Below are 26,977 nucleotides of genomic sequence, written 5' to 3'. Positions count from 1 at the left end.
CTAAAGGGGAAAACGATGGAACGTAATAAGCTTGCACAAACCAATTCAAAAAATGACACGAAAAAATCCACGCTTCATTTGCGTGGCCTTGCGGGCGCCGTAGCCATGGCCATGGCGGTCTTGCACGCGTCCGCCGCATTGGCGAATACGCCGACCTTGACACCGGTGACCTTGGCTAATGCTCCCGGTGGCGCACAGGGCCTGATCGGGAATGCCTGGACGGTGACCCAGGGCAGCGATGGCCACCTTTATGGTGTAGCGGCGGGCGGCGGCGTCACCAGGGGCGGTGGCGTTTTCGGTGTCGATCCTGCGGGCAACTACACCGACATCTACGAGTTTCCCAGGAACCAGAACGTGCAGTCCCTGGGCGGTCTGATGCAGGCCAGCAATGGTCTCCTTTACGGAATGACGGTCAATTCATCGGCCAGCAACGCCTCGGCCGGTTCCATCTATAGCCTTTCGCCCGATGGGCAGTACACGACGCTGTACAACTTCGCACCGCAGACGTCGAACGGCCTGTTGGAACGCAACGCCGACGGTTCGTCTCCCGAAGCCAGTTTCGTGCAGACAGCGGATGGGACACTCTACGGAGTGGCCTATACCGGAGGCGTCAACAGTGACGGGACACTGTTCTCGCTCTCGCCGAGCGGCACGTTTACGTTGCTCTATACCTTCGGAGGCGCCACCGCCAACACGGTCGGCATCAATCCGATGGGTGCGCTGGTGGTTGGCAAGGACGGCAATCTCTACGGTACTACACGCTTTGGCGGTGCCAACAATGTCGGTGCCATATACCAGGTGACGCCACAAGGTGTAGTTACCGCATTGCAGTCTTTCCCGACCCCACAGGTAACCGGTTCTTGCGGTTCGCCATCTCCGCCCAATAGCGGCGCGTTGACCTTGGCTGCCGATGGCAAGTTGTACGGTGCGCGTTGCGCCGGTGGCGCCAACGGTACCGGCATGCTGTTCAAGTTCGATCCGACGACGGCGACGATCACCTCGCTGTACAGCTTTGCCGCCGGCTTCAACGTCAATGTCGGTGGCTCCGCACCGACCAGTTCGCTCGCGTTGGGGCCCGATGGCAACTTGTATGGCACCGCCAGTTCCGGCGGTGCCAATGCGACGGGCACGATATTCGCGCTAACCCAGGATGGCGCGTATCACACGCTGTACAACTTCAGCGCGTCAGGTACGGCCGATGGCAGTTACCCATGGCCGCTTATCATCGGTGTCGACAACAACTTCTATGGGACAACCGTGACCGGCGGCAGCGCACGCGCCGGTACCGTGTTCAAGATGGCACCGTTCCGTCAGAACGACATCGTGTTGACGCATGCGGCCGACTCGACCTTGGACGTACGCCCGGTCAATGCACTGGGCACGCAGCAGATTCTGCAAACCGTGGCGGCTGGCTATTACCCGGTAGGTGTCGCCGACTTCGATGGTGATGGCGTGCCGGACATCCTCTGGACCAGCGCCAACAACGATCTATACCTCTGGCTCGGTGGCAAGGGTGCATCCAACGGCTTCAAGGCTGTCTATGCGGGGACCTATCCCGCCGGCTGGAACGTTGTCGGCACGGGGGACATCGATGGCGATGGCAAGGCGGACATCTACTGGATCGATCAGGATACGCACCAGTTCGGCTATTGGCTGATGAACGGTGCAACGCGTACCGCGCTTTACAGCACGTCGTTCACGCCAGGCTATTTTCCGATTGCCGAAGGAGACTTCAACGGTGACGGCAAACTGGATGTGCTTTGGAGCAGTGCAAATAACGACCTGTACCTGTGGTACAGCAACGTGCAGGGTACGAGCGTCGGTTTTACCAGCGAGTATGCTGGCACCTTTGCCAGCGGATGGAGCGTGGTGGGTGTCGGCGACCTTGATGGCGACGGCAAGGCGGACCTTGTCTGGAACAAGACCGACGGTAGCCAGTGGGGGTATTGGCTGATGGACGGCAGCCAGCGCAAGGCGCTGGTGGCGATCGACAACACCGGCGCGAACGGGCAGATCGTCGGTGTCGACGATTACGACAGCGACGGTCTGGCGGATCTGGTGTGGAGCGATGGCAACCACTTGTGGTTGGCTACGAATGCCGGGACGTGCGCAACCCAGTGTTCGTTCAATCTCACCTCGTTGGCGGCACCTGCATCCGGCAGCGTGGTGTTCAAGAAGAACATTCCCTGAGTGAGCGTCTGCTGGTCAGAAAAGAACAAGCCCGCCGTGAGGCGGGCTTGTTCTTTTGAGGGATCGCTACCAGCGATAACGTGCTGACACGGTGACTTCGCGGGGATAGCCGTAGTAGCACCATGCTGCACTGTTGCAAGCTGTGATGTAGGTGCGGTCGAAGAGATTGGCAGCCGTTACCTGGAAGCGCCAGTTTTCAACGTCGTAGTGGGCGTTGGCGTCGTACAGCACATAGCCGCCGGTACGGAACAGGTTGTTCGCATCGCCATAGTGTTCGCCGATGTATCGCACGCCGCCGCCGAAGCCCAGACCGGCGAGTGCGCCTTCATGCAGCGAGTAGTCCGCCGAGATCGATGCCTGTCGCTTGGGTACGAGTGCGACCTGCTTGCCCAAGGTGGCATCGTTGGCCCGCGTGACCTTGGCATCGGTGTACGCGTAGGCGGCGGTCATGGCGAAGTTGTCGGTGACGGCGACGTTCGCTTCCAGCTCCGCCCCGCGCGTACGCGTCTGACCTTGCTGCAGCGAGAAGAACAGATGATTCGGGTCGACCGTCAACGCGTTCTTCTGCGTCAATTGGTAGACCGCCGCGGTGATCAGCGAGCGGCCGTCGGGCGTCTGGTACTTCACGCCGCCTTCGTACTGATCGCCGGTAGTCGGCTTGAATGCCTCGCCGGCAAAGGTGGTGCCTACCGTCGTCTTGAACGAGTGCGAGTACGCCAGATACGGCACCAGGCCGATGTCGGTGGTGTAGTTGAGTCCCAGGCGGCCGGAGAAGGCATTGTCTTTCTGCGTGCGCGCGCTGCCGGCGATATCGTCCTTGACGTCGTTGGTGACCCAGTCGTGCCGGCCGCTGGCGACGATGCCCCACTTGCCCAGGGTGATCTGGTCCTGCACGTACGCACCCAATTGCTCGAGCAGGTTGTCCGTGTGCGTGGTGAAAGGCGTGGCCGGTAGCGGTGCGCCGTAGACCGGGTCGAAAATGTCGATCGAAGGCGCGCTGCCAAAGCCCGAACGGTAGTCGTTGCGGCTGTGCAGGTAATCCACGCCCATCAGCACGGTGTGCTGCACGTCGCCGGTGTTGAAGCGCGCTTCGGCCTGGTTGTCGACGGCGAACACATGTGCCTGGTCGATCAGCGGAAAGTTGTAGCGGTCGAGCGTACGCAGGTCGGCTTCCAGGCCAAGGGCACCGATCGAGCGATGATCGACCTTGGCGTTCTGTATGCGCAGGTCCTGACGTACCGACCAGACATCGTCGAAGCGATGAGTGAATTCGTAACCGTTCGACATATCGGTCTTGTGGTAGTGGTCGTAATCCGGCTCGCCCGGATTCACATCGCGCGGAATGCGGCCGTTCGGATTGGGATAGAGCGTACCTTGCGACGGCAAGAAGCCGCCCACGCCATTGGAAAGGCTGCGCTGGTAGCGCGCGAGGATTGTCAGCGACGTGTCGTCGTCAGGCTTCCAGGTGAGACTGGGCGCAAAGTAATAGCGATCGTCCTGTGAGTGATTGAGGTTCGAATCGCCCTTGCGCGCCAGGCCGACCACGCGGTAAAGCCAATGACCATCGCTGTCGAGCTGGCCGCCGGTGTCGCCCGCGAGCTGCTTCTGACCGAAGCTGCCCAGGGTCGCCTCGATTTCGTGCGGTGCCTCCAGGCTCGGGCGCTTGCTGGTCATGTCGATCATGCCGCCGGGCGGTAGCTGCCCATACATGGCCGATGACGGGCCCTTGTTGACCTCGACACGTTCCAGGCCGTAAGGCTCGATGCGCGAATCGCCGGTCCAGTCGCCATTGGCCAGGGCGAGACCATCGAGAAAGCGGGCAGGGTCATAGCCGCGAATCAGGATCCAGTCGCTGCGCGGATCCGCGCCGTAGCTGCCGCCCACGGCGCCGGCCATGTAGCGCACCGCTTCATCCAGGCCCTGTACGCCGTAGGTGTGCATGCGATCGGGCGTAACCGTGCTGACCGATTGCGGTATCTCCACCGTCGGTGTGACGGTCTTGGTCGTCGAATAGACCACATTGATCGCGTCCAGGGCCACGCTGTCCTTGGCTTGCGTGCCCGTTTTTTGCGTGGCCTTGGTCTGCGTCGTATCGGCGGTCGCATCGTCGGCAGCGTGCACCGGGTGCGCGAGCGCGAACGAGATGGCGACCAGAAGCGCGCTTCTGGAGAGTGTTTGACGCATGACGATGACCTTGTACGAGAAACCGCAGCCCGGACCGGCTGACGGACAGATAGGGTCTAAATGATAGTGATTCTTATTACATAGTCAATCGCGATGGGCTAAGCCGCCCCTAAGTCCATACCCTCATGCTGAGCGGACCTTCCTTTTTACGGTGCCCCATGTCTCCTTTGAATCGCGTTGCTCTCCTGGTTGGGATGCTTGGCGCAGGCTTGCTGCCTTGCGCGGCGGACGCTGCAACGCCAGCGACTGTATTGGGTGTGATTCAGCGTTTGCCCTTGGGCGGTACGGGTGGCTGGGATTACCTGAGCTTCGATGCCCAGCGGCAGCATTTGTTTGTCAGCCGCGGTGATCGCGTATTGGTGATCGATACCAGGCAGATGCGCCAGGTCGGCAGCATCGACAACACCTCCGGCGTACATGGCATCGCCATCGCGCAAGATCTGAAGCAGGGTTTTGTCAGCGACGGTCTTACCGCTTCGGTAACCGTGTTCGACCTGGACTCGCTCAAGACCGTCGCGACGATCGAAGGCACGGGCGAAAAGCCCGATGCGATCGTTTACGAGCCCGGCTCGCATCGCGTCTGGACGTTCAACGGCAAAAGTCATAACGCGAGCGTGATCGATCCGGCGAGCAAACGTGTGATCGATACCGTGGCCTTGCCCGGCAAGCCGGAGTTCGCCGTCACCGATGCGGACGGCCATATCTTCGTCAACATCGAAGACAAATCCGAACTCGTGCAGATCGACGCCGGCAGCCACAAGTTGCTGCAGACCTGGTCGCTGGCACCCTGCGAATCGCCGAGTGGCTTGGCGATCGACATTGCGCATCATCGCCTGTTCTCGGTCTGCGACAACGAGAAGATGGCTGTGACCGATAGCGTCACCGGACATCTGGTCACCACCGTGCCGATCGGCTCCGGGCCGGATGCCGTGGTCTTCGATGCCGGCGATGCGACGGTCTACAGCTCCAATGGCGAAAGCGGCACGATTACCGCCGTGCATGAAGACGACAGCGATCATTTCAGCGTCAAGGCGACCGTGCCCACGCAGCCGAGCGCGCGCACACTTGCATTGGATTCGCAGCAGCATCGGCTGTATTTGTCGGCCGCGACGTTGAGCAAGGATCAGCCGGCGGGACAGCGTCCTACGATGGTGCCGGGGAGCTTTACTGTGTTGGTGGTGGGGCGGCACTGAGGCTGAAAAAGCGCCACCTATTTGTCATCCCGGCCTGCGCCGGGATGACAATAGAAACTGAGGCGATTACCCGCCAAAAGAATCCGGCATCAACGTCTGCCAGCTCCCATCCTCATTCTCGATACGTATCTCGGTAGCAAAACCCTTGATCGCATCCGTCCGTGCCCGTTCCACGGCATAGCGCAATGCTTCCTTGTCGTTGGAAAAGCGTTGATCCGGCGTCGAGGCTATCGAGACGATCCAGTCGCGGCCTCGCGCCGGCGGGTGTCTCACATAGATAGTGGTCTGGCGGTCTGGCATATGTGCGGTCATAGGTTGAGTTGAACTGTTTGGCCGTGACGAATACCTCAATGTCCGCACATGCGAGTGATGCCCCATCGTTGAGGCCGCTCCAGCGGCATCGCGCTGCAATCAACTATTTTTCTCAGCGGCGGCCGGCGTTCTTATGCAAGGCCCGCATGACGCTGCGCACCATGGCCTGCGCTACTTACTCCAAGAAACCGCTTAATAGCGCCGCAAGAGGGCCCTGTTGCACTCACTCTTGCTTCAATGCGTGCACCTGTGCTCATAGGGTCTTTCGATTAGTTTTTCTCATGTGCTGATGTCAAATCGTCCGTGTGCAATGGCCGGCACTTTGACTACCTTCCATCGCCATCGATGGGAGCGCCGTAGTTACTGCCTCCCGTTCAACGTACTGAACGCATAGGTCCGAACTTGCTTTTACTTGAGCACGACGCGAAAGAACTGGTGCACCCCCTGGGTATTCCGATTCCGCCAGGTGTATTTGTCGATAGCGGGGCGCTCGACAGCCTGGCGCTCGACGACGGGGCATGGGTAGTCAAGGCGCAGGTAGGCGTTGGTGGGCGTGGGAAGGCTGGGGGCATCGGCTTTGCCGCATCGAAGGTCGAAGCTGCCGACTTCATCCGCAAACATGCCGACGCAACGATCAAGGGGCACCGCGTCGCCGGTTTTCGCATCGAGCGAAAGGTGGACTTCGTACGCGAGGTGTACCTGAGTTTCATGGTGGACGCGGCCGAGCGCGGCATTCGCGTGATGCTTTCGGCCCAGGGCGGCGTGGATGTCGAGGCGCATGCGCAGCATGCCGATGCGATGTTGAGCGCGGTGGCGGCACCGGATCAGGCTTCGCTCGTGGCGGCTGCACATACTTTGTTGCGCGATCTGCCGAACGATCTGCACAAGCCGCTGGGCGATGCCGTCGAAAAGCTTGCACGCGCATTTCTGCGCCTCGATGCGACCTTGCTCGAAGTCAATCCGTTATTCGTCCTGGCCGACGGCAGCTGGATGGCCGGCGATATGAAGCTGGGTGTCGATGAGAGCGCGTTACCGCGCCAGCCGGAACTGGAACAGGCGATCCGCGCACGTCCGGACGCGTACCGCGAATCGAACTTCAAGCTCGAGCACGATTTCGACTATGTCGGTATCGATGCGCATGGCCAGGTCGGTCTGCTGACCACCGGCGCCGGGCTCAGCATGATGTTGATCGATGAGATGCTGCAGGCAGGGCGTCGTCCTTTCAATTTCTGCGATGTGCGTACCGGCCAGTTGCGTGGCAGTCCGGCGCGACTGATCGAGGTGCTGCAGCAGTTCACGCGCGGCCCGGACATCGCTGTGGTGCTGGTCAATGTCTTCGCGGGCATCACCGACCTCGGCGAATTCGCACAGCTGTTGCTTGCTGCGCTCGATGCCGTGCCGGAGATCAAGGTGCCTGTGGTCGCGCGGCTGATCGGCAACAACTTCCCGGTGGCCAAGCAGCTGATCGAGCAATCGGGGCGCCGGATCACGGTGGAGTTCGATCTCGACAAGGCCTTGCAGAAAGCCGTCGAACTGGCGGGGGTGGCGGTATGAGCGGTTTTCATCTCGACCCTCGCGCCAAGGTGCTGGTGCAGGGCGCCACCGGCCGCATGGGCAGCCGCCATACCGAGCTGATGAAACGCTATGGCACGAATATCGTCGGCGGCATCGCCGGCGCCAATGCCCGGCGCGACGTATCCGATACGCCGCTGTTCGGTAGCTGCGGCGAAGCGGTGGCTGCCACCGGCGCCACGGCAAGCGTCACCCTGGTACCACCGATGGATGTGCTCGGTGCGGTGGGCGAGGCGCTCAATGCGGGCATCAAGTTGATCGTGTCGCCGTCCGAAGGTGTGCCGGTTCGCGATGCCATGGCCACCTACGCGATGGTCAAGGAACATGGCGCGTTCTGGATCGGGCCGTCTACGCCGGGTCTGGCCATTCCGAACCGGATGAAGCTGGGGTTTATCCCCGATGTATCGCTCAAGCCCGGACCGTTGGGCGTGATGTCCAAGAGCGGCACGCTGTCTTATGAAACCTGCTTCCGTCTGGCCAGCCGTGGCATCGGCCAGTCGGCGTGGGTCGGCGTCGGCGGCGATCCGGTCAAGGGCATGCGCTTCGCCGAATTGCTGCCGTTCTTTCAGCAGGACAAAGAGACGCGCGCCGTGCTGGTCCTTGGCGAAATCGGCGGCACCGAAGAAGAAGAGCTGGCTGCGGAAATCGAGCGGCTGGCGTTCAACAAACCCGTGTTTGTCCTGTTGGCCGGCTCGTCCGCGCCCGAGGGCGTGACGATGGGCCATGCCGGTGCGCTGATTCAGGGCGGACGCGGAACCATTCAATCGAAGACGTCAGCGCTGCGCGGTGTCGGTGCGCACGTCTTTACCAGTATCGAAAGCCTCGTCGAGGGAGTGACTCGCTCCGATGTCTAACGTCATCACCCGTCATCACACCGCCACGCCGCTCGGCATATCGCTCAGCAAGGAGCAGCGCCACCGCATTGCGCAGGTGCGCGAGCTCGTGCAGGGCGAGTTCAAGGGGCGCGGAAAAGAACTGCTCGATGGCTCCTTCCCCTGGGAGAACATGCGCAAGCTGGCCAATATCGGCGTGCTCGGCATGGCGGTGGCCAGGCAGTACGGCGGCTCCGAACTGGGCGTGTTCGACACCGCACTGGTGCTGGAGGAAATCGCCAAGGGCTGTTACATCACCGCCATGGCGGTGCTAGGCGAGGTGGGTACGCAGACCCGCGTGATTTCCGCGTTCGCTCCCGAACGCATCAAGCAGGCATATCTGCCGGCGGTATGTACCGGCGACTGCGTGCTGTCGATCTGCCTGACCGAGCCGCACGCCGGCACCGATGTCGCCAGCTACACCACCAATGCGCAGATTCGTGGCGACAAGGTTGTCTTGAACGGGACCAAGTCGTTGATCAGCCGCGCCGAGGAGGCCGGACTGTTTGTGGTGTTCACGCGTGTTGACGGTCAGCCCGGACTCGACGGTATCGGTTGTGTCCTGGTGGAACAAGGGACCCCCGGCTTGGCGTTGACCTCGAAGGTTCATACGCTCGGCGGCGAGAACCTGCACGAGGTGACGTTCACGGATTGCGAAATTCCGCTCGATCAGCTCGTCGTGCGCCAGTCAGGCTTGAAGTCGCTACTGTCGGCATTCAATACACAGCGCTGCCTCAATCCCAGTATCTCGCTCGGCCTGGCCGAGGGCGCGTTCGACGAGGCGGTGTCCTATGCCGCCGCACGCAGGGCCTTTGGTCGATCGATCGGCGATTTCCAGGGTATGCGCTGGAAGCTGGCTGACATGTTCATTGCGATCGAAGCCGCGCGCGGTCTGCTTTACCGCGCATGCCTCTCGGCCGATCCCTTTCCCGATGCCTTGCTTGCAGCGACGGCCAAGATTCGCTGCAACGAGATGTCGCTTGAAGTGACCAGCGAGGCGCTACAGATACACGGCGGCTTCGGTTTCACCGACGACAGCGTCGTATCGCGCCTGTATCGTGGCGCGCGCTACGGAACCCTGGGCGGCGGTACCTCCGAGACCCTGCGCGACCTGATCGGCAAACGGGTTACCAGCAGTTTCGACGCGAAGGAGGGCATTTCCGGTCTGTCCTTCGCGCAGCCTCTCGAAAGCGGTTTTGTTTAGGAGTCAGAAGCATGGGCAACAGCATCGACATCACTGCGAGCGACGGGCATCGCCTGTCGGCCTATGTGGCCGAACCGACCGGAGCGACTGTCGGCTCGCTGGTGATGCTGCAGGAGTTCTTCGGCGTCAACGCGCATATTCGCGAGATGGCCGAACAGTATGCGCGCGACGGCTATCACACGATCGCACCGGCCATTTTCGACCGCGTCGAGCGTGACGTGGAACTGGGTTACGACCCGGCAGGCATGCAGAAAGGGCGCGAACTGCGCGCTAAGCTCAATCTCGACCAGACCATGCTGGATATCCAGGCGGCGATCGATGCAGTCAAGCCTTTCGGGCCGGTAGCGGCGTTGGGTTACTGCTGGGGCGGTTCGCTGGCCTATCTGGCGGCTGCCCGCCTGGACGGCGTGGTCTGCGCCGTTGGTTATTACGGTGCGCAGATCGCAGGCCACGCCAACGAGACGTTGCACGCGCCGGTGCTGCTGCATTTCGCCGAGCACGATGAATACATTCCGCTCGCCGACGTGGAGAAGATCCGCCAGGCGCATCCGGAGATCGAGATGCATCTCTACCCGGACACCGAGCACGGCTTCAGCTGCAACGACCGCCGTTTCTACGAGCCCAAATCCGCCGCGCTGGCGCGCGAGCGTTCGCTGGCTTTCCTTGCGCGCCATCGGCTGCGCTGAAACAACGTACGAGTAACCCGATCATGCGCGTCGATTTCCATACCCACATCATCCCGCCGCCGGACAAGCTGCCTGATTGGAAGGCGCAGTTCGGTCCGGGGCGCTGGCCCAGTCTGGTGCCGCAGACGGACGATTCGGCCATGCTGATGATGGGGGAATCCACCATCATGAAGCTGGACGATCGGTTCTGGTCGCTGGACCGCCGCCTGATCGACATGGAACGCCAGGGCGTTGATCTACAGGTGATCTCGCCCATTCCGATGCTGAGTTGTTATTGGGCTGCTCCTGAAGCGGGGCAGGCGGTGGCGCGTTTCCTCAATCAGCATATTGCCGAGCTGGTGGCCACCAAGCCGGACAAGTTCGCCGGCATGGGCACGGTACCCCTGCAGGATGTCGATCGCGCGATCGAAGAGCTGCGTTTTCTGCGCGAGCAGCTGAACATGCGCGCGGTGCAGATCGGTAGCTGCCCGGCCGGTCGCGACCTGGACGATCCGCTGCTGTTCCCCTTCTTCGAGGCGTGTCGCGACCTGGGTGTGGCGGTCTTCGTGCACCCGATGCAACCGTTGATCGGCGGCGAGCGCCTGGCGCGTTATTACCTGCCGAACATTGTCGGCAATCCGCTCGAAACCGCTCTGGCCATGACGCGACTTATCGTTGGCGGCGTGCTGGAGAAATTGCCGGACCTGCACATCTGCTTCGCGCATGCGGGCGGTGCTTTCCCGCTGGTGCTCGGTCGTGTCGACAAGGGTTTTGCAGTACGCGCGGAAATGCGCGAGAACATCCAGCGCAAGCCCAGCGAATATGCACGGATGATCTATGTCGATGCATTGACCTTCGACCCGGCCAGCCTGCGCCTGGTCGTGGACAAGCATGGCAACGATCGCGTGCTGATGGGTACCGATTATCCGTTCGGCCTGGGTGAGATCGATCCGATCGGCGCGATCAAGGATGCCGAGCTTTCCGAGGAGGTCACGCGCGCGATCATCGAGGGCAACGTCTGGGCGTTCCTGGGCGAGCACCGCTAGGTCTCGATGAATATCTTCCATGCCAATCAGGTCGGAACGGTGCCCCGCGCGTCGGCGACCGGCGAACACGAGAGAGTGATGAAGCCAGTCGAATCCATCGAAATCGACACGCTGGTCGACGGCCAGAAAATCGGCGCGCTGGTCATTCGTATCGTCGTTCTTTCGCTGTTGGTGCAATGCGCCGATGGCTTCGATCTGGCGGCCATGTCCTATGCCGCGCCCGAGTTGATCCGCTCCTGGCACTTTCCGGCGTCGGAGCTGGGGCCGGTGTTCAGCGCGGGCCTGGTCGGCATGGCCGCAGGAGGCCCCTTGTTCGGCTACATCGGCGACCACTATGGCCGCCGCATCGCCATCCTGCTTTCGACCCTGGTGTATGGCTTGTTCAGTCTGCTGATCGTGGCGTCGCCCGATCTGCACATCATGCTGGTGCTGCGTTTCGTCTCCGGCGTGGGCCTGGGCGGCCTGCTGCCCAACACCGTCGCATTGAACGCCGAGTTCGCGCCCAAGCGACTACGCGCCACGCTGATCATCATCATGTTCATGGGGCTGGCGGTCGGCGGCATCCTGCCTTCGGTGGTCGCTACGACCTTGCAACATGCATTCGGTTGGCGTGCGTTCTTCTTTGTGGGTGGCATTGCGCCACTGCTGCTCGCTGTCATGCTGTATTTCATGCTGCCCGAGTCGATCAAGTTCCTGGTCGCCAAGAAGGGCGCGAGCAAGCAGGCCACCGCATTGGCCGCCCAGTTGCGCCCGGATCTGGCGATTACGCCGCGTACCCAACTGCTGGTGTCAACGCCGAGCCAGGGCGCCCATACCTTTTCTCCGAAGCTGCTTTTCACGGATGGGCTGGGCTGGATCACGCTGCTGGTGTGGCTGTTGTTTTCCGCAGCCCTGGTGGTGAATTTCTTCGTCAACAGCTGGATGCCGACCCTGTTTCGCGCGGCGGGCCTGACCAGCGATGAGACCGCGGTTACCCAGGCGGCCTATTACGTCGGCGCCATCGTCGGTGGCTTGGTGATCAGCCGGCTGATCGATCGCTGGGGCATTGTCGCCATTGCCGCCTATTTTCTTATCGGTGGTCCGGTGGTGGCGGCGATCGGTACGGCCGGCTTGTCGCATGTCGCATTGACCGGCGTGGTGTTTCTTACCGGCGCTTGTGTGCTCGGCAGCCAGTTGGGCATGAATGCGGTGACCGGCATGATCTATCCGACCAGCATTCGCTCCAAGGGAGCGGGTTGGGCGAGCGCTATCGGCCGCATTGTCTCCACCGCAGGCCCGGTGGTCGGGGGCTGGCTGATCGCGCGTCACACGCCGCTGCCGCAATTGTTCCTGGTGCCGCTCATCCCGCTGTTGGCTGGCGGTATCGGTGCGCTGTTGCTGATCTACCTTTGCTATCGCCGTTTTCGCGGCTTGCGTCTCGATGAGACGGCAGCCGGCACGGACGCGCGTTCCTAAGATTTGTTTAAACCAGATAGTTGTCGAGGACTTCTCCCATGACAGATATGCATGCCGACGTAGCACCGGTCGAGACCGAAGCGGAGTTGCGCAAGAAAACCGCGGTCATGTGCCGGATGTTGAACCTGCAGGGTTCGATCGGCATGTTCGGCCATGTGTCGATTCGCGTGCCTGGCACCGATCGCATCCTGCTCAGCCCTGGTGCGGGTTCGGAGAAAGGGCTGGTGCAGCCCGAGCAGGTATTCGTGTTCGATATCAACGGCGAGATCCTCGAACACCCTGGTGGCGAGATTCCATTGGAGTGGCGCATCCATACGCAGATTCACCGCGATCGCCCGGAAATCATGAGTGTCACGCATCTGCATGCGCAGCACTCGACGCTGCTGGGCATTGCCGGTCGTGATGTCGTTCCTGTGTTTCTGCATGGTGCCTTCCTCTATACGGGCGTGCCGACCTGGAATGATCCGCGCCTGGTGGTTTCCGATCCGCAAGCGGCATCGCTGTCGGCGGCGCTGGGCAAGAACGTTGCGGTGCAGATGCGCGGTCATGGCAGCGTAGTGGTCGGCGAGACGGCGGAGATCGCCTTTTTCCGCAGCACGTTTTTTGAAGAGAACGCACGCAAGCAGGTGGAGGCGGAGATTCTCGGTGGCGCCTTGCCGCTTAGCCAGGAAGAGGCCGCGGACTGCGCGCGCGGCACGTTCAATCCACGCTTGCTGCGCTTGTTGTGGTCGTACTACGAACGTCAGTCCGAACAGGCATTGATCGCCATGAGCAGAACCTAAACACGACGGCCGCACCGGCCAGCGTGCCGGCCAGCCGGTCGCAAACAAAGCGTTTGTTTTCAGGCGGGCGACAAGCCTGTCGGGGTAAGTGCGCAAAAAAAATTGGCCACCTCCCGGGGCGACAAGGATGCATACGGATCAAGGACGGAGGGAGGAAGCCAGTAATCACGTCACCAAGGGGAGGGTAACTATGTCCAAGCATCATCCATCGCGAACGCGGATCCGTGCCACGAGTGCGGCCGCGTTCGTTTTTCTGACGGGGGCGCTGTGTGCGCCTGTTCATGCGGCGGACGCGCTGCAGAACGATCCGCCGCAACAGCGCATCGATTCGCCGCCGCCGAACACCAATATGCAGGACTGGTGGCATCAACAGGGCATGACCGGCGATTGGGGCGGCGTGCGTTCGAAGTGGCGCGATGCCGGTGTCGACATCTTCTCCGGTTATCAGGTGCAGTCGGCCGATGTCACCAAGGGCGGCGCCAAGCAAGGGACCTCGACGAACAACCAGGTGATCCTGGGCGCCAATTTCGACATGCAGAAACTGGCGGGTATCGACAACGGCATCCTGACGTTCGCCGTGTCCGATCGCTACGGCTCCAATGCCTCATTGCTGGCCGGTACCCGTGTCACGATCGAGAGTAACTATGGCGAGGGCGAAAACTTCCGTCTGGCGAACCTGAGCTTCAAGCAGACCGTGTTCAACGGAAAGCTGGCCTATCAGATCGGTTATTTTCCGGCTGCGGCGGAGTTCGATTACAACCCGCTGCTTTGCAGTTTTCTGAACCAGGGGTTCTGCGGTCATCCCAACTCGCTCGCCGCCGACTCCAGCGGTTTCCAGAATCCGCCCGGTGCGCAGATGGGTGCGCGCGTCACGAGCTTTTTCCGTCCGGACTGGTACCTCAAAGTAGCGGTGTTCGACGTCAATCCGACGCGTTTCACCGACCCTGACCAGGGCTTCCGGCTCGACGCCCGCGGTTCGACCGGTGTGATCTATCTCTCCGAACTGGGCTGGAGTCCAGGCCTGGGCGAGGACAAGCTGCCCGGCCATTACAAGATCGGTGCGTACTACGACACCAGCCGTGCGCCTGATGTGGTCAACGCGAAAATCCAGCACGAAGGTCGCTATAGCGGCTGGCTGTCGCTCGACCAGATGATCTTCAACTTCGGCGGCGACAACAAGCGAGGCATGGTGCTGTTCGGCAACTGGACCGAGAGCAACCACAGTACGTCGCAGATCGCCAGTTACGATTCGCTGGGCTTCCTGTTGCTCGGTCCGTTTGCCAATCGCGCGGACGATGTACTGAGCGTGGGCTGGGCCAAGTCGTATCTCAATACGCGCAAGTTCAACGCGCAGGTCGCGGCAAAGCCGAACTTCGGCTACCTGGGCGCGGAGCAGTACGTCGACGTGTCCTACAAGATCCAGCTCACGCCCTGGATGTTCCTGACGCCCGACGTGCAGTACCTGATTCACCCTGGCGTATTCAGCGCCAAGCGTTATCCCAACGCCACCGTGCTTGGCGGCGAGATCTCGTTCAAGTTCTGAGCGTGGCGCGCGTCCGGCGCACCACGTCTATTCGCGCACCGGAAAGCGGGTGCATGCAAACAGGAGACGAAAGCAATGGCTGATTGGATCACGCTCACCGCTGCCGACGGGCATGACATGGATGCCTATCGGGATGGCCCGGACGATTCGCCCTATTGCCTGGTGGTCTTGCAGGAGGTGTTCGGCGTGAACAGCCATATGCGCTATGCCTGTGCGCAGCTGGCCAAGGCGGGTTTCTCGGTGATCGCGCCGGCTCTGCTCGATCGCGCCGAGCGCAAGGTCGATCTCGGTTACAGCCCGGAAGACCTGCAATACGGTTTCGCCCTGCGCGCGCAGGTACCGGAGTCGGCCTCGATGATGGATATCGAGGCCGCACGGGCAGCGTTTGGTGCACGCAAGGTCGGTGTGCTCGGATACTGCTGGGGCGGCCGGGTTGCCTGGTTGGGTGCTACTCGCAGCGATGCCTTTGCAGCATCGGTCGCCTGGTATGGCGGCGGCATCGTCAATCACAAGGACGAGGTGCCACGCTGCCCGGTGCAGATGCATTTCGGCGAAGTGGATCATTCCATTTCGATGGCCGACGTCGAGGCGATCCGCGCGGCGCAGCCGGGTATCGACATTTTCGTGTACGACGGCGCATCGCATGGCTTCGGTTGCGAGGAGCGGCCGACGTTCGACCAGGCGTCATATGACCTGGCGCAGTCGCGCACGTTGGATTTCTTCCACAAGCATCTGGCCTGACCCGCCATGGCCGGACGCTTCTTCGAACAATTCCAGGTCGGCGACCGCTTTGTGCACGACATCCACCGCACCGTGACAGAAACGGACAACCTGCTGTTTTCCACGTTGACGCACAATCCGCAGCCGCTGCACCTGGATGCCGAATACGCGCGGCAGAGCGAGTTCGGCCGCATCGTGGTCAACAGCACCTTCAGCTTCAGCCTGATGATCGGCTTGAGCGTGGGTGACACCACCTTGCGCACCATGCTGGCGAACCTGGGCTACGACCGCGTGAAGACGCCGCAGCCGGTCTTTATCGGCGATACCCTGCACGCGGAGACCGAGGTTGTCGATCTGCGCGACAGTCGTTCACGGCCAGAGGCGGGGATCGTGGTGTTTCTGCATCGCCTGATCAATCAGCGCGACGAGCTGGTCTGCGAATGTCAGCGCACGGCATTGATACACAGGAGCCCGACATGAGATTGCGCTCATTGTTGTTCGTACCCTGCGATCGCGCCGAACGCATGGTCAAGGCCGCACAGTCGGTGGCCGATAGCGTAGTGCTCGATCTCGAAGACTCGGTGGCGCCGGACCGAAAGGCCGATGCTCGCATCATCCTCGCCAGGTTTCTGGCGACCCAGACGCGCCATACCTTGCTGTTCGTACGCATCAATCCCTTGCAAAGCGGTCTGGCGCGCGCGGATGTCGAATGTCTGGCCGATTATCCACCCGACGGCATCGTATTGCCCAAGGCAGCGGGGCGCGAATCGATCGCTCAACTCGATGCGCTATTGGGCCGCGTCGGACTGGCGCATTTGCCGATCCTTCCCATAGCGACCGAGACGCCCGCGGCGATCTTCGAACTGGGAACCTATCGCGATGTCTCGCATCGTCTGTTCGGTTTGACCTGGGGAGCGGAAGACCTGTCTTCGGCGGTCGGCGCCGTGGCGGTGCGCGAGGCAGGGCGGTTTACTTCACCCTATGAGCTGGTGCGATCGCTGTCGCTGTTTGCCGCGCATGCGGCAGGCGTGCCGGCGATTGAAACGGTGCATCCCGATTTCACGGATATCGAACGTCTTTCAGCGGTGGCGACGCGTGCCGCACAGGATGGTTTCACCGGCATGATGGCCATTCACCCCGCGCAGCTCGATACCATCCATCGCGCGTTCGAGCCTTCCGAGCAGGCGCTGGCGCGTGCTCGCGCTATCGTGGCCGCCTTTGCAGAAAACCCGCAGGCTGGCGCGGTGTCGTTACGGGGCGAGATGGTCGATGCGCCGCATCTGAAGCTCGCACAACGGATGCTGGACCAGCGCTAGCCCAGGTTGGCCAGCAGCCAGTTGGAAAACTCCCTCACCTTGCTGTCTTTTGCGCTGTTGGTGGGCGTGACCAGGTGATAACCCAGGTCGCGTCTCAGCACCGGAGCGCACGGGATGATCAGGCGGCCTTCGCGTAGATCGTCTTCCACGTAATTCTTCTGCAGGATGGCGATACCGCTGCCTTCGATGGCGAAGCGGTGCACGATGCCCAGGTCCTCGAACGAAGTCAGTTGCTTGAGCGCGTTTTCGTCGTCCACGCCGGCACAGCTGAACCAGTCGGGCCAGTCGTTGACGCGTGCGTGGGTCTGCAATAAAGGCTTGCCGACCAAGTCCCGCGCGGTCTTCAGGTGCAGCGTTTTTGCCAAGGCCTTGGTGCAGACCGGGATGAGCTCGTCGGCGAACAGCAGGTGGCTGGTCAGCCCTTTCCAGCGGCCGCGACCGTAACGGATGCCGATGTCGATATCCTGATTTTCGAAATCGACCAGGCTTGCGCCGGATACCGAGACCAGCCGCAGATCGATATGTGGAAACTGTCGGCTGAAAGCGGGCAGGCGTGGTGTCAGCCAGCGGCTGAGCAGCAGCGGATAGCCTTTGATCGTAAGCGTCGTGCGTGGCGACACAGCGGCGCTGAAGCTGGCGGTTGCCCTGCGCACATCATCGAACGCGGCATGCAGCGTTTCCGCATAGGCAGCGGCGTTGGGCGTCAGCTCCAGCTGGTTGCTCTTGCGTTCGAAAAGCTTCGCGCCGAAATACTCTTCTAGCACGGCAATCTGGTGGCTGATCGCCCCCTGGGTAACGTTGAGCTCACGCGCGGCCTTGGTGAAATTCAGATGGCGCGATGCGGCCTCGAATGCCAGCAAGGGATTGAGCGGGGGCAGCGAACGCATCGGTCATCTCGGTGGACGTGAATCGTGTGATGAGTATAGGCGCGCACGAAATCCTTGAAATCTTGCTACGCCGCATAGCGAAATCCCCCCTATTCGTGATCCCGGCGAAGGCCGGGATCCAGTGGCTTCGGTTCCCGGTTTTCGCGATAACCGACTGCAAAGTCACTGGATCCCGGCCTGCGCCGGGATGACGATGGGAGGAACCGGGGTTATTCGGATGAGCCGGTCTCGCCACTGGCCATTTGGCCTATCAAGATTTTTCGATCCCCCGCCGATAGCCACCCCATGGCCGGACGATAACCGGTCCAAGTACGGGTAGTAGGCAGTAGGCATGACAGGGGCAAAATCTATGAAGACCATGAAATCGCGTTTTGCCGCGATCCTGGGCGTGGTTGCTATCGGGCTGGTGGCACTCACGGTCTTTGCCTCTTTGCAAAGCCGGTCGACATTATTGGCCGAGCGTAAGCAAAACCTGCGTGGCTATATCGATGCCGGGCAGGCCATTATCGATCGCTATGTGGCGCTGGAATCGTCCGGCAAGCTCAGTCGCGCCGATGCACAGCGCCAGGCGATGGACGAGCTGCGCGCGATGCGTTGGGACAACGGCACCGGGTACTTCTTCCTGATCGATTCCGGGCCGGTGATGCTGATGCATCCGGTATCGCCCAAGATGGTCGGCAGCAATGTGGGCGACAAGAAAGACACCAACGGCAAGGAACTTTTTCGCGCCATGGTGGCGCTCGACAAGCGCGAGGGCCATGGTTTTATCGACTACACCTGGCCCAAGCCCGACGGCAAGGGCGCGCTGCCGAAGATCAGCTACGTCAGCATGACGCCGGCATGGGATTGGCATCTGGGCACGGGTGTGTACATCGAAGATGTGCAACAGGCCTTCTACCGTGTGCTGTTGGAGTTTGGCGCGTTCGCCGCACTGGTGGCCTTGCTGGTTTTCGGCGTGGTGCTGATCGCGGTGCGTGGCGTGGGCCGCAGCATCGGCGGCGAGCCGCACATGGCCATGGCGATGGCGCAGCGCATTGCCGACGGCGATGTGCGTGCGCATGGCGATGAGTCGTTCCATGAAGGCAGCGTGCTGCATACGCTCGCCGGGATGCGGCAGCGCCTGGCCGATATCGTCAGCGACGTGCGCCAGGGTGCCGACATCGTGCGTAGCGGCGCCGAGCAGATCTCCCAGGGCAACGACGATCTTTCGCAACGCACGCAGGAGCAGGCCGCGGGGCTGGAAGAAACCGCATCGTCGATGGAAGAGCTGACCGCGACGGTGCGCCAGAATGCCGATAACGCCAGCGCCGCCAATCAGCTGGCGCGCGATGCTCGCGACGAAGCGCGCCAGGGCGGTGACGTCGTGGCCAAGGCCGTGCACGCGATGGACGAGATCGGCGACTCGAGCCGGCGCATCGGCGATATCGTCGGCCTTATCGACGAGATCGCTTTCCAGACCAACCTGCTCGCGCTCAACGCGGCGGTGGAAGCAGCGCGTGCCGGCGAGCAAGGGCGAGGTTTTGCAGTCGTAGCCACCGAGGTACGTAACCTGGCCCAGCGCAGTGCATCGGCGGCGCGCGAGATCAAGGCGTTGATTCACGACAGTGCCGAGAAGGTCGAAAGCGGCAGCCGACTGGTCAGTCACTCGGGCAGGGCGTTGCAGGACATTCTTACCAGCGTCAGCAAGGTGTCGGACATCGTTGCGGAGATCGCGGCGGCAAGCCAGGAACAATCGGCCGGCATCGAGCAGGTCAATCGCGCCGTGCTGCAGATGGACGAAACCACGCAGCAGAATGCCGCGTTGGTGGAAGAGGCCGCCGCGGCCAGCCGCGCGATGCGCGAGCAGGCCGACCACCTGGCCAGCCGGGTGGCGTTCTTTCAGCTCGCCGAATCATCCTCGCCAGCGTCCGTGTCTGACATGGCTCGACAAGGCGAAGAGCGTTGGCGCGATGCCGGCGCCATGGACATGCACGGCGGTTTTGCCTCGGCGTAACGCCGGGCAAAAAGAGCCGGGCATATAACCCGGCTCCTGGCTTTCGACATGCTGCAGATCAGCGCCGCAATGCGCGCGGATACGCCCGCAGATGATAGACACGGTGCACATGTCCGGCGCCCAGCCAACCACCCACGGCCGCCGTGACCAGGCCGATCAGCAGGCCGCACACCAAGGCCCACAAGCCGGCGGCGAGATTGTGCGCGGTGCGGTCGGCGGTGCTTTTCACATCCGCGCGGGCCGCGTTCGTTTCAGCCGATAGCCCGGCCAGCGTCTGCGCGGCGGCGGCATGCGTTACGCCCGCATTGGCCGAGAACAGGCTCGCTGCGGTTTCGTCCTTGCCTGCGAGCAGCGCCGCGACGATAGGCATCGCTGCACCGTGATCGCGTGACGCGGGCAATCGCGATGCGATATTGGCGTCGAGTACGGCTACCGAGCCGTCTCCCATCAAGGCTGCATGGGTATCGGGGCCGCCTTGCATGGGACCGTGCTCATCGTGCCCCATCGACATGCCGTTATGCGCATGCATGGCACCGGCCAGTCCTAGGGCAAGCCACAGCATGGATGCGGTGACCGACAGCCCCCATACGGCAACGCCGTGCAGGCTGCCGATGGTCTGATCGTCATGGGCGTCGAACCAGCTGGTAAACAAGCCACCGACAAACAGCGAGGCGGCCCACACCAGCACGATCCAGATGCCGCTGCCGATACCCACGGCCTTGGCCCCGCCGCCCATGTGGTCGGCGTCGAATGCGGAAAAGCCCATCGCCAGGCCGGCGAGGTAGAGCAGGGCTGCTACGCCGGTTGCCACCAGCCAGCCGGCAAAGACAGCGCGAAAGTTCATGGCCCGCCAGGTGGCGGGATCGTCATTGAGCGATGCAATGGCAACGTCGGTCATCGTGAGTTCTCCTTGGCGGTGGCGATCAGGCGCAACCGCGCAACAGGCCGATCAAGATGAGCACCGGTAGCGGCACGCCCAACAGCCAGAGCAGGACGTAACCGATCCCGCCCTTGCTTTTTGCCGGTCCAATCGAATCGGTAGGTTTCTGTGTCGTATTCATGGCCCCTCTCTCTATGCGTGAAAAGCGTCGTGGCTTGTTAAGTACGCTCCGCACGGTGACCGAGCTGTGCAATTCATGCGTCGCAGGCGATGACATAACGGGGTAGTTCAATCGCCTGGCAAGAGCGGCCAGGGCATTCCTGTGCCTGCACGGCGAAGATGATGCAAGCTAAATCAATGGGTTATACGGCGCGCCAGGAATTTACTAAAATTAGTAACATGAGCCCGACACCCATCCAGCAACGCCTCCTGCAGTATCTGCGCCGGCATATCGCCGACCATGGCTATCCGCCTTCGCAAATGGAGATGGCCGCTGCCCTCGGCCTCAAGCAGAACCGTTCGGCGCGTTTGCATCTGGAAGCGCTGGCGCGCCTGGGTCTGATCGAGCTGATCGATGGCACGGCGCGAGGGGTGCGATTGATCGAGCCGCCACAGGATGCATCGCGCGTCTTGCAGGTGCCCTTGCTGGGCCGTGTCGCCGCCGGCCGGCCGATCGGTTCGGATACCGACGTGCAACGACATGTCGCGCTCGATCCCGGCCTGTTTCGCCTGAAGCCCGATTACCTGCTCGAAGTCGTCGGCGATTCGATGTTGCTCGACGGCATCCTGCCGCACGATCTGATCGGCGTGCAGCGCGCATCCACGGCGCGCAACGGGCAGATCGTGGTGGCGCGCATCGATGGCGAATTCACCGTCAAGCGTTGGGAACGTCATGGCGGCGCCATTCGCCTGCTGCCGCGTAATCCGTCCTATGCGCCGATCGAGGTCGACCCGCGCACGAATGACTTTGCCCTGGAAGGCCTGTTCGCTGGTTTGATCAGGCCGGCGTGATGGGCCAGGTCGTCGCCATCGACAGCCTGCTCGATGCGCGCCGCATCTGGCGCGGGCAACCGCATGCGCGTGCGCCATCGCAGCAACCTACCGGCTGGGCGGCGCTCGACGATGCGCTGCCCAACGGCGGCTGGCCCGAGTCGGCGCTGAGCGAACTGCTGTTGCCGCTGGATGGCGTGGGCGAATTGCGCCTGTTATGGCCGACCCTGGCGCGTCTTTCGCAGGCGCACGACGCCGGCATGATCGCGCTGATCGCACCGCCGTATCTGCCGTTTGCCACGGCATGGGCGAATGCCGGCGTACGCATGCGGCAGGTGCAGGTGATCCGCGCCGACACGCGCGATGTGTTGTGGGCCGCCGAGCAGTGCCTGCGTTCGGCCGCTTGCGCGGCGGTGCTGTGCTGGCCGCAGCAGGCAGACGATCGCGCCTTGCGACGTTTGCATCTGGCGGCCGAAACCGGGCAGTGCCTGGGCTTTGCCATGCGCTCGGCCAGTGCCGCGGCGAATCCGTCGCCGGCTGCCTTGCGCATCGCCATCGATGCGCAGCCAGCGCAGTTGCGCGTGCTCAAGTGTCGTGGCGGCAATCCGCCGACCTTGCCCATTCCGTTTGCAGGATGAGGGCCGGGCGATGTTGTGGGCATGCATTCTCCTGCCGCAACTGGCGCTCGACGGCGTCGTGCGCCGGCACGCCACGCCGGACGAACCGCTGGCCCTGATTGCCGGACCGGCGCAGCGGCGCGTACTACGCAGCGTCAACGAAGCGGCCAAGGCTGCCGGATTGCGTGCCGGCCAGCCCCTGAGCGTGGCGCAGGCGATCTGTGCGCGCTTCGATGCGGTCGATTACGACGCGGCCGATGTCGATCACTGGCACGACTTTCTCGCTGCATGGGCGTATCGCTACGGCTCTCTGGTCAGCCGCGAATTCCCCGCGGCCCTGCTGATCGAAGTAGAAGCCAGCTTCAGGCTGTTCGGTCCCTGGTCGCGCCTGGAAGCGCAGATGCGCGAGGATCTGCGCGAGCTTGGGTTTCGTCATCGCATCGTGCTCGCGCCTCATCCCTGGGCGGCCCGCGTGCTGGCCAATGTGCACGATGGCGTGGCCATTACCGCTGCTCATCCGTTGCAGCAGGCGCTCGATCAGTTGCCGATAGCGCGCTGCGGTTTACCCGGCGATGTCGCGACTAGCCTTGCACGGATGGGACTGCGCCATCTGCATCAGGTCTTTGCGCTGCCGCGCGCTGCATTGGGCCGGCGTATCGGTGAGCAGGCGCTCGATCACCTGGATCGTTTGCGCGGTGCGCTGGCGACACCCTTGCGCTACTTCCAGCCATCGGACGCGTTCGAGTCGCGGATCGAATTCAACTACGAGGTCAGCTCCAGCCAATCCCTGCTGTTCCCCTTGCGTCGTCTCACCTCCGACCTGGGCATGTACCTGGCCGGTCGCGATGGCGGCGTGCAGCGTTTCCTGTTGCGCTTTTCGCACGAGCGCGGGGCGGCTACCGAGTTGCCGATCGGCCTGCTCTCGGCCGAACGCGATCCTGCGATGCTGTTCGAAGTGGCGCGCAGTCGACTCGAACAACTGCAACTGCCTGCGCCGGTGCGCATGATGGAACTGTTGGCGCACCAGCTGCCGCCCTTCGTTCCTGCCGGGCGCGATCTGTTCGACACGCGACCTCAACAGGCGATGCCGTGGGAGCAACTACGCGAACGTTTGCGCGCACGGCTGGGCGATGAGGCTGTACATGGCGTGGCCATGCGTGCCGACCATCGGCCGGAACGTGCATGGCAAACCGCCGAAGCCGATATCGATGCCATGCCGCAGCTGCCGCGTCCCGGCTGGTTGCTGGCGCAGCCGATTCCATTGCGTGACACGCATCTGCGTATTCTTGCCGGCCCCGAGCGCATCGAAAGCGGTTGGTGGGATGGCGATGTACGCCGCGATTATTACGTCGTCGAAACCAGCCAGGGCCAACGTGCCTGGGCATTTCGTCCGCCGGGCGAACAGGGTGCGTTCATGCTGCATGGGTGGTTTGCATGAATGCGGAACTGCCCGATTACGCCGAGCTGCATTGCCTGTCCGCCTTCAGCTTCCAGCGCGGCGCGTCGATTGCGATGGAGTTGTTCGAGCGCGCCGCGGCACTGGGCTACAACGCCTTGGCGATTACCGACGAGGGATCGCTGGCCGGCATCGTGCGTGCCAAGCAGGCGGCGGATGCGACCGGCATCAAATTGATTGTCGGCAGCGAGGTGCGCATCGACAACGGCCCGAAACTGGTGCTGCTGGTGGAGAACCGTGAAGGCTATGTGGCGTTGTGCCGGTTGCTGACGACAGCGCGCATGCGTGCGAAGAAAGGGCAGTATCGGTTGCTGCGCGAGGATATCGCCTATACGGATGGACTGCTGGCGCTCTGGCTGCCGGATGATGTCGGCGATGTGGCAGAAGGTGCATGGCTCAAGCAGGCGTTTCCACAACGCGCATGGTTGGCGGTGGAACTGCATCGCGGTCCTGATGATGCGGCCCGTCTGACCGCGTTGACGGCACTGGGCCAGCAGCTTGGCTTGCCGTTGGTAGCCAGCGGTGACGTACACATGCACGTGCGGTCGCGACGGAAATTGCAGGATGTGATGACCGCCATCCGTCACAAGACCACGCTGGCCGAAGCCGGCTATCGGCTCTTTCCCAATGGCGAGCGGCATCTGCGTACGCGCAAGGCGCTGGCGGCGGTGTATCCGCGAACCTTGCTCGACGAGAGCATGCATATTGCCGAGCGCTGCGTTTTCGAATTGACCACTGAGGCGCTGGGCTATACCTATCCGAGCGAACTGGTGCCGGCCGGACACACCACCACGACCTGGCTGCGGCACCTGACCGAGGAAGGTATACGCTGGCGTTGGCCGCACGGTGAATCGAAGGAAGTACGCAAGACCATCGAGCTGGAATTGGACTTGATCCAGACGCTCAAGTACGAGTCGTTCTTTCTCACCGTGCATGACGTGGTCTGGTTTGCGCGAAACGAAGGCATTCTTTGCCAGGGCCGCGGCTCGGCGGCCAATTCTGCCGTGTGCTACGCGCTGGGAATCACCTCGGTCAATCCTGACGAGATGAAATTGATGTTCGGGCGATTTCTATCCCAGGAACGCAACGAACCGCCGGATATCGACGTCGACTTCGAGCATGAGCGGCGCGAGGAAGTGCTGCAGTACGTGTTCAAAAAATACAGCCGGCAACGCGCGGCGTTGGCGGCCGTGGCGATCCAATATCGCGGCCGCAGCGCCATTCGCGATGTCGCGCGCGCCATGGGCGTTTCCCAGGACCTGTCAGGAGAGCTGGCCGGCATGATGGATCGCTGGGCCGTGGACGTGCCCATCGACCAGCATCTGCGCGAGCGCGGCTTCGATCCCGATACGCCGTTGCTGCGCAACGTGGTCGACCTGACCGAGCAGTTGATCGGCTTTCCGCGCCATCTCTCGCAGCACCCCGGCGGGTTCGTCATTTCCCAGCAGCCGCTCTACACGATGGTGCCGACCGAGAATGCGGCCATGGACGATCGCTCGGTAATTCAGTGGGACAAGGACGACCTGGAATACCTGGGCTTGTTGAAGGTGGATTGCCTGGCGTTGGGAATGCTTACCGCGATCCGGAAAACCTTCCGCATGCTTGGCGATACCGGACGTGGCGATTGGACGCTGGCGCGTATTCTCGGTGAAAAGGGCGATTGCAAGAAGACCTACGAGATGATCTGCAAGGCCGACACTATCGGCGTATTTCAAATTGAATCACGTGCACAGATGGCCATGCTTCCTCGTCTCAGGCCGGAAAAGTTTTACGATCTGGTGGTCGAGGTGGCGATTGTGCGGCCGGGACCGATCCAGGGCGATATGGTGCATCCGTATCTGCGTCGAAGGCAGGGATTGGAGCCGGTCGACTATCCATCGGAAGCATTGAAGGATGTACTCGAGCGCACACTGGGCGTACCGCTTTTCCAGGAACAGGTGATGAAGATTGCCGTTGTCGCGGCAGACTATACGGAAGGGGAGGCCGACGAATTGCGGCGTTCGATGGCGGCATGGCGACGCAACGGCCATATCGAGCGGCACCGCGAAAGATTGATCGGCGGCATGCTGAAAAACGGCTATGAGCCTGAATTCGCCGAGCGCCTGTTCCGCCAGATCCAGGGCTTCGGCGATTACGGCTTCCCCGAATCGCATGCCGCCAGCTTCGCCTTGCTCGCTTATGTCAGCAGCTGGCTGAAGTGCCACGAGCCGGCGGCATTTACCTGCGGCCTGATCAACTCGGCGCCGATGGGTTTTTACACGGCCGATCAATTGCTGCAGAACGCGCGGCGGCACGGCGTGAAGGTATTGCCGGTGGATGTGCGCTACAGCTACTGGGATTGCACGCTCGAAGATGCACACGATCCGGGCAGGCAGCCGGCCATTCGGATGGGGCTGCGACTGGTTACCGGATTTCGTGAAGACGTAGCCAATGCGATTGCCGAAGCGCGTGACCAGGCCATGTTCACCGACGTGGCCGATCTATGCCGCCGCGCGCGCATCGATAACCGTCACAGCGGTTTGCTGGCTGATGCGGGCGCATTGCGTGCGCTCGTTGGTCATCGCCATCGGGCACGTTGGGCCGTAACAGGTGTGGAGCCGCAACGGCCGTTGTTCGGCGAAGTGCCCGAGCAGGAGGAGATCCATCTGCCCCTGCCGACCGTCGAGGAAAACATGCTCGCCGATTACGCCATGACCGGCACGACGCTGGGGCCGCATCCGCTGAAGTTGCTGCGCGCCCAATTGCGTGCGCGGCGCTGTCGTGGCTCGGCTGATTTGCAGGGATTGCCGCATGGGCGGTTGGTGCGCACAGCCGGCTTGGTGACCTTGCGACAAAAGCCGGGCACATCAAGCGGAGTCATCTTCATGTCGCTGGAAGATGAGGATGGCACGACCAATGTAGTCGTATGGCATGACCTAGCTGTGCGACAGCGGCGCGTGCTGCTGGAGTCGCGATTGATGGCGGTGGAAGGGCGGCTGGAGACCGAGAGCGGCGTGCGGCACGTGATCGCGCATCGGTTGGAGGATTTGTCGCCGATGCTTGGCGCATTGGCGGTCAGTTCGCGTGACTTTCATTAGTGCGCTGAAGAGCCCCCCTCACC

23 protein-coding genes are annotated in these 26,977 nt (G+C 62.1%); 18 read left to right on the top strand and 5 right to left on the bottom strand.

All coding sequences use genetic code 11. From position 1 onward, the window contains the following. The first annotated feature begins 15 nt into the window (after positions 1-15). Complete coding sequence (locus ACZ6WW_RS07620) at positions 16-2,190, top strand: choice-of-anchor tandem repeat GloVer-containing protein (protein ID WP_465273675.1); 2,175 nt, start codon at positions 16-18, stop codon at positions 2,188-2,190. 66 nt (positions 2,191-2,256) lie between these two features. On the opposite strand, the gene ACZ6WW_RS07615 is transcribed toward ACZ6WW_RS07620, so the two are convergent. After that, the gene (locus ACZ6WW_RS07615; RefSeq protein WP_465273674.1) at positions 2,257-4,374 is read right to left on the bottom strand and encodes a TonB-dependent siderophore receptor; all 2,118 of its coding nucleotides are present in this window, start codon (positions 4,372-4,374) and stop codon (positions 2,257-2,259) included. A gap of 158 nt (positions 4,375-4,532) precedes the next feature. Between ACZ6WW_RS07615 and ACZ6WW_RS07610 the strand changes: the two genes are divergently transcribed. Beyond that, on the top strand, positions 4,533-5,567 hold the full coding sequence (locus ACZ6WW_RS07610; protein ID WP_465273673.1) for a YncE family protein: 1,035 nt from the start codon (positions 4,533-4,535) through the stop codon (positions 5,565-5,567). Between the two features lie 66 nt (positions 5,568-5,633). On the opposite strand, the gene ACZ6WW_RS07605 is transcribed toward ACZ6WW_RS07610, so the two are convergent. After that, positions 5,634-5,867, bottom strand: coding sequence for a DUF2188 domain-containing protein (locus ACZ6WW_RS07605; protein ID WP_465273672.1), 234 nt, complete (start codon positions 5,865-5,867; stop codon positions 5,634-5,636). 414 nt (positions 5,868-6,281) lie between these two features. Between ACZ6WW_RS07605 and ACZ6WW_RS07600 the strand changes: the two genes are divergently transcribed. From ACZ6WW_RS07600 to ACZ6WW_RS07550, 11 genes are all read left to right on the top strand, one after another. Then, positions 6,282-7,433, top strand: a complete 1,152-nt coding sequence (locus tag ACZ6WW_RS07600) for an ATP-grasp domain-containing protein (protein WP_465273671.1) — start codon at positions 6,282-6,284, stop codon at positions 7,431-7,433. Beyond that, the gene (locus ACZ6WW_RS07595) at positions 7,430-8,305 is read left to right on the top strand and encodes a succinate--CoA ligase subunit alpha (protein ID WP_465273670.1); all 876 of its coding nucleotides are present in this window, start codon (positions 7,430-7,432) and stop codon (positions 8,303-8,305) included. The genes ACZ6WW_RS07600 and ACZ6WW_RS07595 overlap by 4 nt, the downstream gene beginning before the upstream one ends. Next, a complete protein-coding gene (locus ACZ6WW_RS07590; RefSeq protein WP_465273669.1) occupies positions 8,298-9,527 on the top strand; it encodes an acyl-CoA dehydrogenase family protein in 1,230 nt (409 codons plus the stop codon). The genes ACZ6WW_RS07595 and ACZ6WW_RS07590 overlap by 8 nt, the downstream gene beginning before the upstream one ends. 11 nt (positions 9,528-9,538) lie before the next feature. Continuing rightward, the gene (locus tag ACZ6WW_RS07585; RefSeq protein ID WP_281850269.1) at positions 9,539-10,213 is read left to right on the top strand and encodes a dienelactone hydrolase family protein; all 675 of its coding nucleotides are present in this window, start codon (positions 9,539-9,541) and stop codon (positions 10,211-10,213) included. Positions 10,214-10,236: 23 nt separating this feature from the next. Next, positions 10,237-11,238 (top strand): amidohydrolase family protein, encoded by a 1,002-nt coding sequence (locus ACZ6WW_RS07580; RefSeq protein WP_465273668.1) that lies wholly within the window; start codon positions 10,237-10,239, stop codon positions 11,236-11,238. Positions 11,239-11,316: 78 nt separating this feature from the next. Beyond that, entirely contained in the window at positions 11,317-12,693 is a 1,377-nt protein-coding gene (locus ACZ6WW_RS07575) for an MFS transporter (RefSeq protein WP_465273667.1), read from the top strand. 38 nt (positions 12,694-12,731) lie between these two features. Beyond that, positions 12,732-13,475 (top strand): class II aldolase/adducin family protein, encoded by a 744-nt coding sequence (locus tag ACZ6WW_RS07570; protein ID WP_465273666.1) that lies wholly within the window; start codon positions 12,732-12,734, stop codon positions 13,473-13,475. A 190-nt stretch (positions 13,476-13,665) separates the two neighbouring features. After that, on the top strand, positions 13,666-15,018 hold the full coding sequence (locus tag ACZ6WW_RS07565; protein WP_281850265.1) for a carbohydrate porin: 1,353 nt from the start codon (positions 13,666-13,668) through the stop codon (positions 15,016-15,018). 75 nt (positions 15,019-15,093) lie between these two features. Beyond that, a complete protein-coding gene (locus ACZ6WW_RS07560; protein WP_465273665.1) occupies positions 15,094-15,759 on the top strand; it encodes a dienelactone hydrolase family protein in 666 nt (221 codons plus the stop codon). Positions 15,760-15,765: 6 nt separating this feature from the next. Further along, positions 15,766-16,218, top strand: coding sequence for a MaoC family dehydratase (locus tag ACZ6WW_RS07555; RefSeq protein WP_465273664.1), 453 nt, complete (start codon positions 15,766-15,768; stop codon positions 16,216-16,218). Continuing rightward, entirely contained in the window at positions 16,215-17,054 is an 840-nt protein-coding gene (locus ACZ6WW_RS07550) for an HpcH/HpaI aldolase/citrate lyase family protein (protein ID WP_465273663.1), read from the top strand. Before ACZ6WW_RS07555 ends, ACZ6WW_RS07550 begins: the two co-directional genes overlap by 4 nt. On the opposite strand, the gene ACZ6WW_RS07545 is transcribed toward ACZ6WW_RS07550, so the two are convergent. Next, complete coding sequence (locus ACZ6WW_RS07545) at positions 17,051-17,941, bottom strand: LysR substrate-binding domain-containing protein (protein WP_465273662.1); 891 nt, start codon at positions 17,939-17,941, stop codon at positions 17,051-17,053. The two genes, ACZ6WW_RS07550 and ACZ6WW_RS07545, sit on opposite strands and share 4 nt — an antisense overlap. 349 nt (positions 17,942-18,290) lie before the next feature. Here ACZ6WW_RS07545 and ACZ6WW_RS07540 point away from each other — a divergent pair, with 349 nt between their 5' ends. After that, the gene (locus tag ACZ6WW_RS07540) at positions 18,291-19,934 is read left to right on the top strand and encodes a methyl-accepting chemotaxis protein (RefSeq protein ID WP_465273661.1); all 1,644 of its coding nucleotides are present in this window, start codon (positions 18,291-18,293) and stop codon (positions 19,932-19,934) included. A 58-nt stretch (positions 19,935-19,992) separates the two neighbouring features. On the opposite strand, the gene ACZ6WW_RS07535 is transcribed toward ACZ6WW_RS07540, so the two are convergent. Continuing rightward, the gene (locus ACZ6WW_RS07535; protein WP_465273660.1) at positions 19,993-20,832 is read right to left on the bottom strand and encodes a hypothetical protein; all 840 of its coding nucleotides are present in this window, start codon (positions 20,830-20,832) and stop codon (positions 19,993-19,995) included. A gap of 25 nt (positions 20,833-20,857) precedes the next feature. Further along, positions 20,858-20,995 (bottom strand): hypothetical protein, encoded by a 138-nt coding sequence (locus ACZ6WW_RS07530; RefSeq protein ID WP_281850258.1) that lies wholly within the window; start codon positions 20,993-20,995, stop codon positions 20,858-20,860. 218 nt (positions 20,996-21,213) lie between these two features. Here ACZ6WW_RS07530 and lexA point away from each other — a divergent pair, with 218 nt between their 5' ends. The 4 genes from lexA to ACZ6WW_RS07510 are packed head-to-tail and all read left to right on the top strand — an operon-like array spanning position 21,214 to position 26,954. Then, positions 21,214-21,825, top strand: a complete 612-nt coding sequence (gene lexA / locus ACZ6WW_RS07525) for a transcriptional repressor LexA (RefSeq protein WP_465273659.1) — start codon at positions 21,214-21,216, stop codon at positions 21,823-21,825. Beyond that, a complete protein-coding gene (gene imuA / locus ACZ6WW_RS07520; protein WP_465273658.1) occupies positions 21,825-22,442 on the top strand; it encodes a translesion DNA synthesis-associated protein ImuA in 618 nt (205 codons plus the stop codon). The genes lexA and imuA overlap by 1 nt, the downstream gene beginning before the upstream one ends. A 10-nt stretch (positions 22,443-22,452) precedes the next feature. After that, positions 22,453-23,859 (top strand): Y-family DNA polymerase, encoded by a 1,407-nt coding sequence (locus ACZ6WW_RS07515; protein WP_465273657.1) that lies wholly within the window; start codon positions 22,453-22,455, stop codon positions 23,857-23,859. Next, a complete protein-coding gene (locus tag ACZ6WW_RS07510; RefSeq protein ID WP_465273656.1) occupies positions 23,856-26,954 on the top strand; it encodes an error-prone DNA polymerase in 3,099 nt (1,032 codons plus the stop codon). The genes ACZ6WW_RS07515 and ACZ6WW_RS07510 overlap by 4 nt, the downstream gene beginning before the upstream one ends. Positions 26,955-26,977: the final 23 nt, after the last annotated feature.

The organism is Dyella sp. NPDC103356, from assembly GCF_055584465.1.
This window is presented reverse-complemented; position numbering and strand designations above follow the sequence as displayed.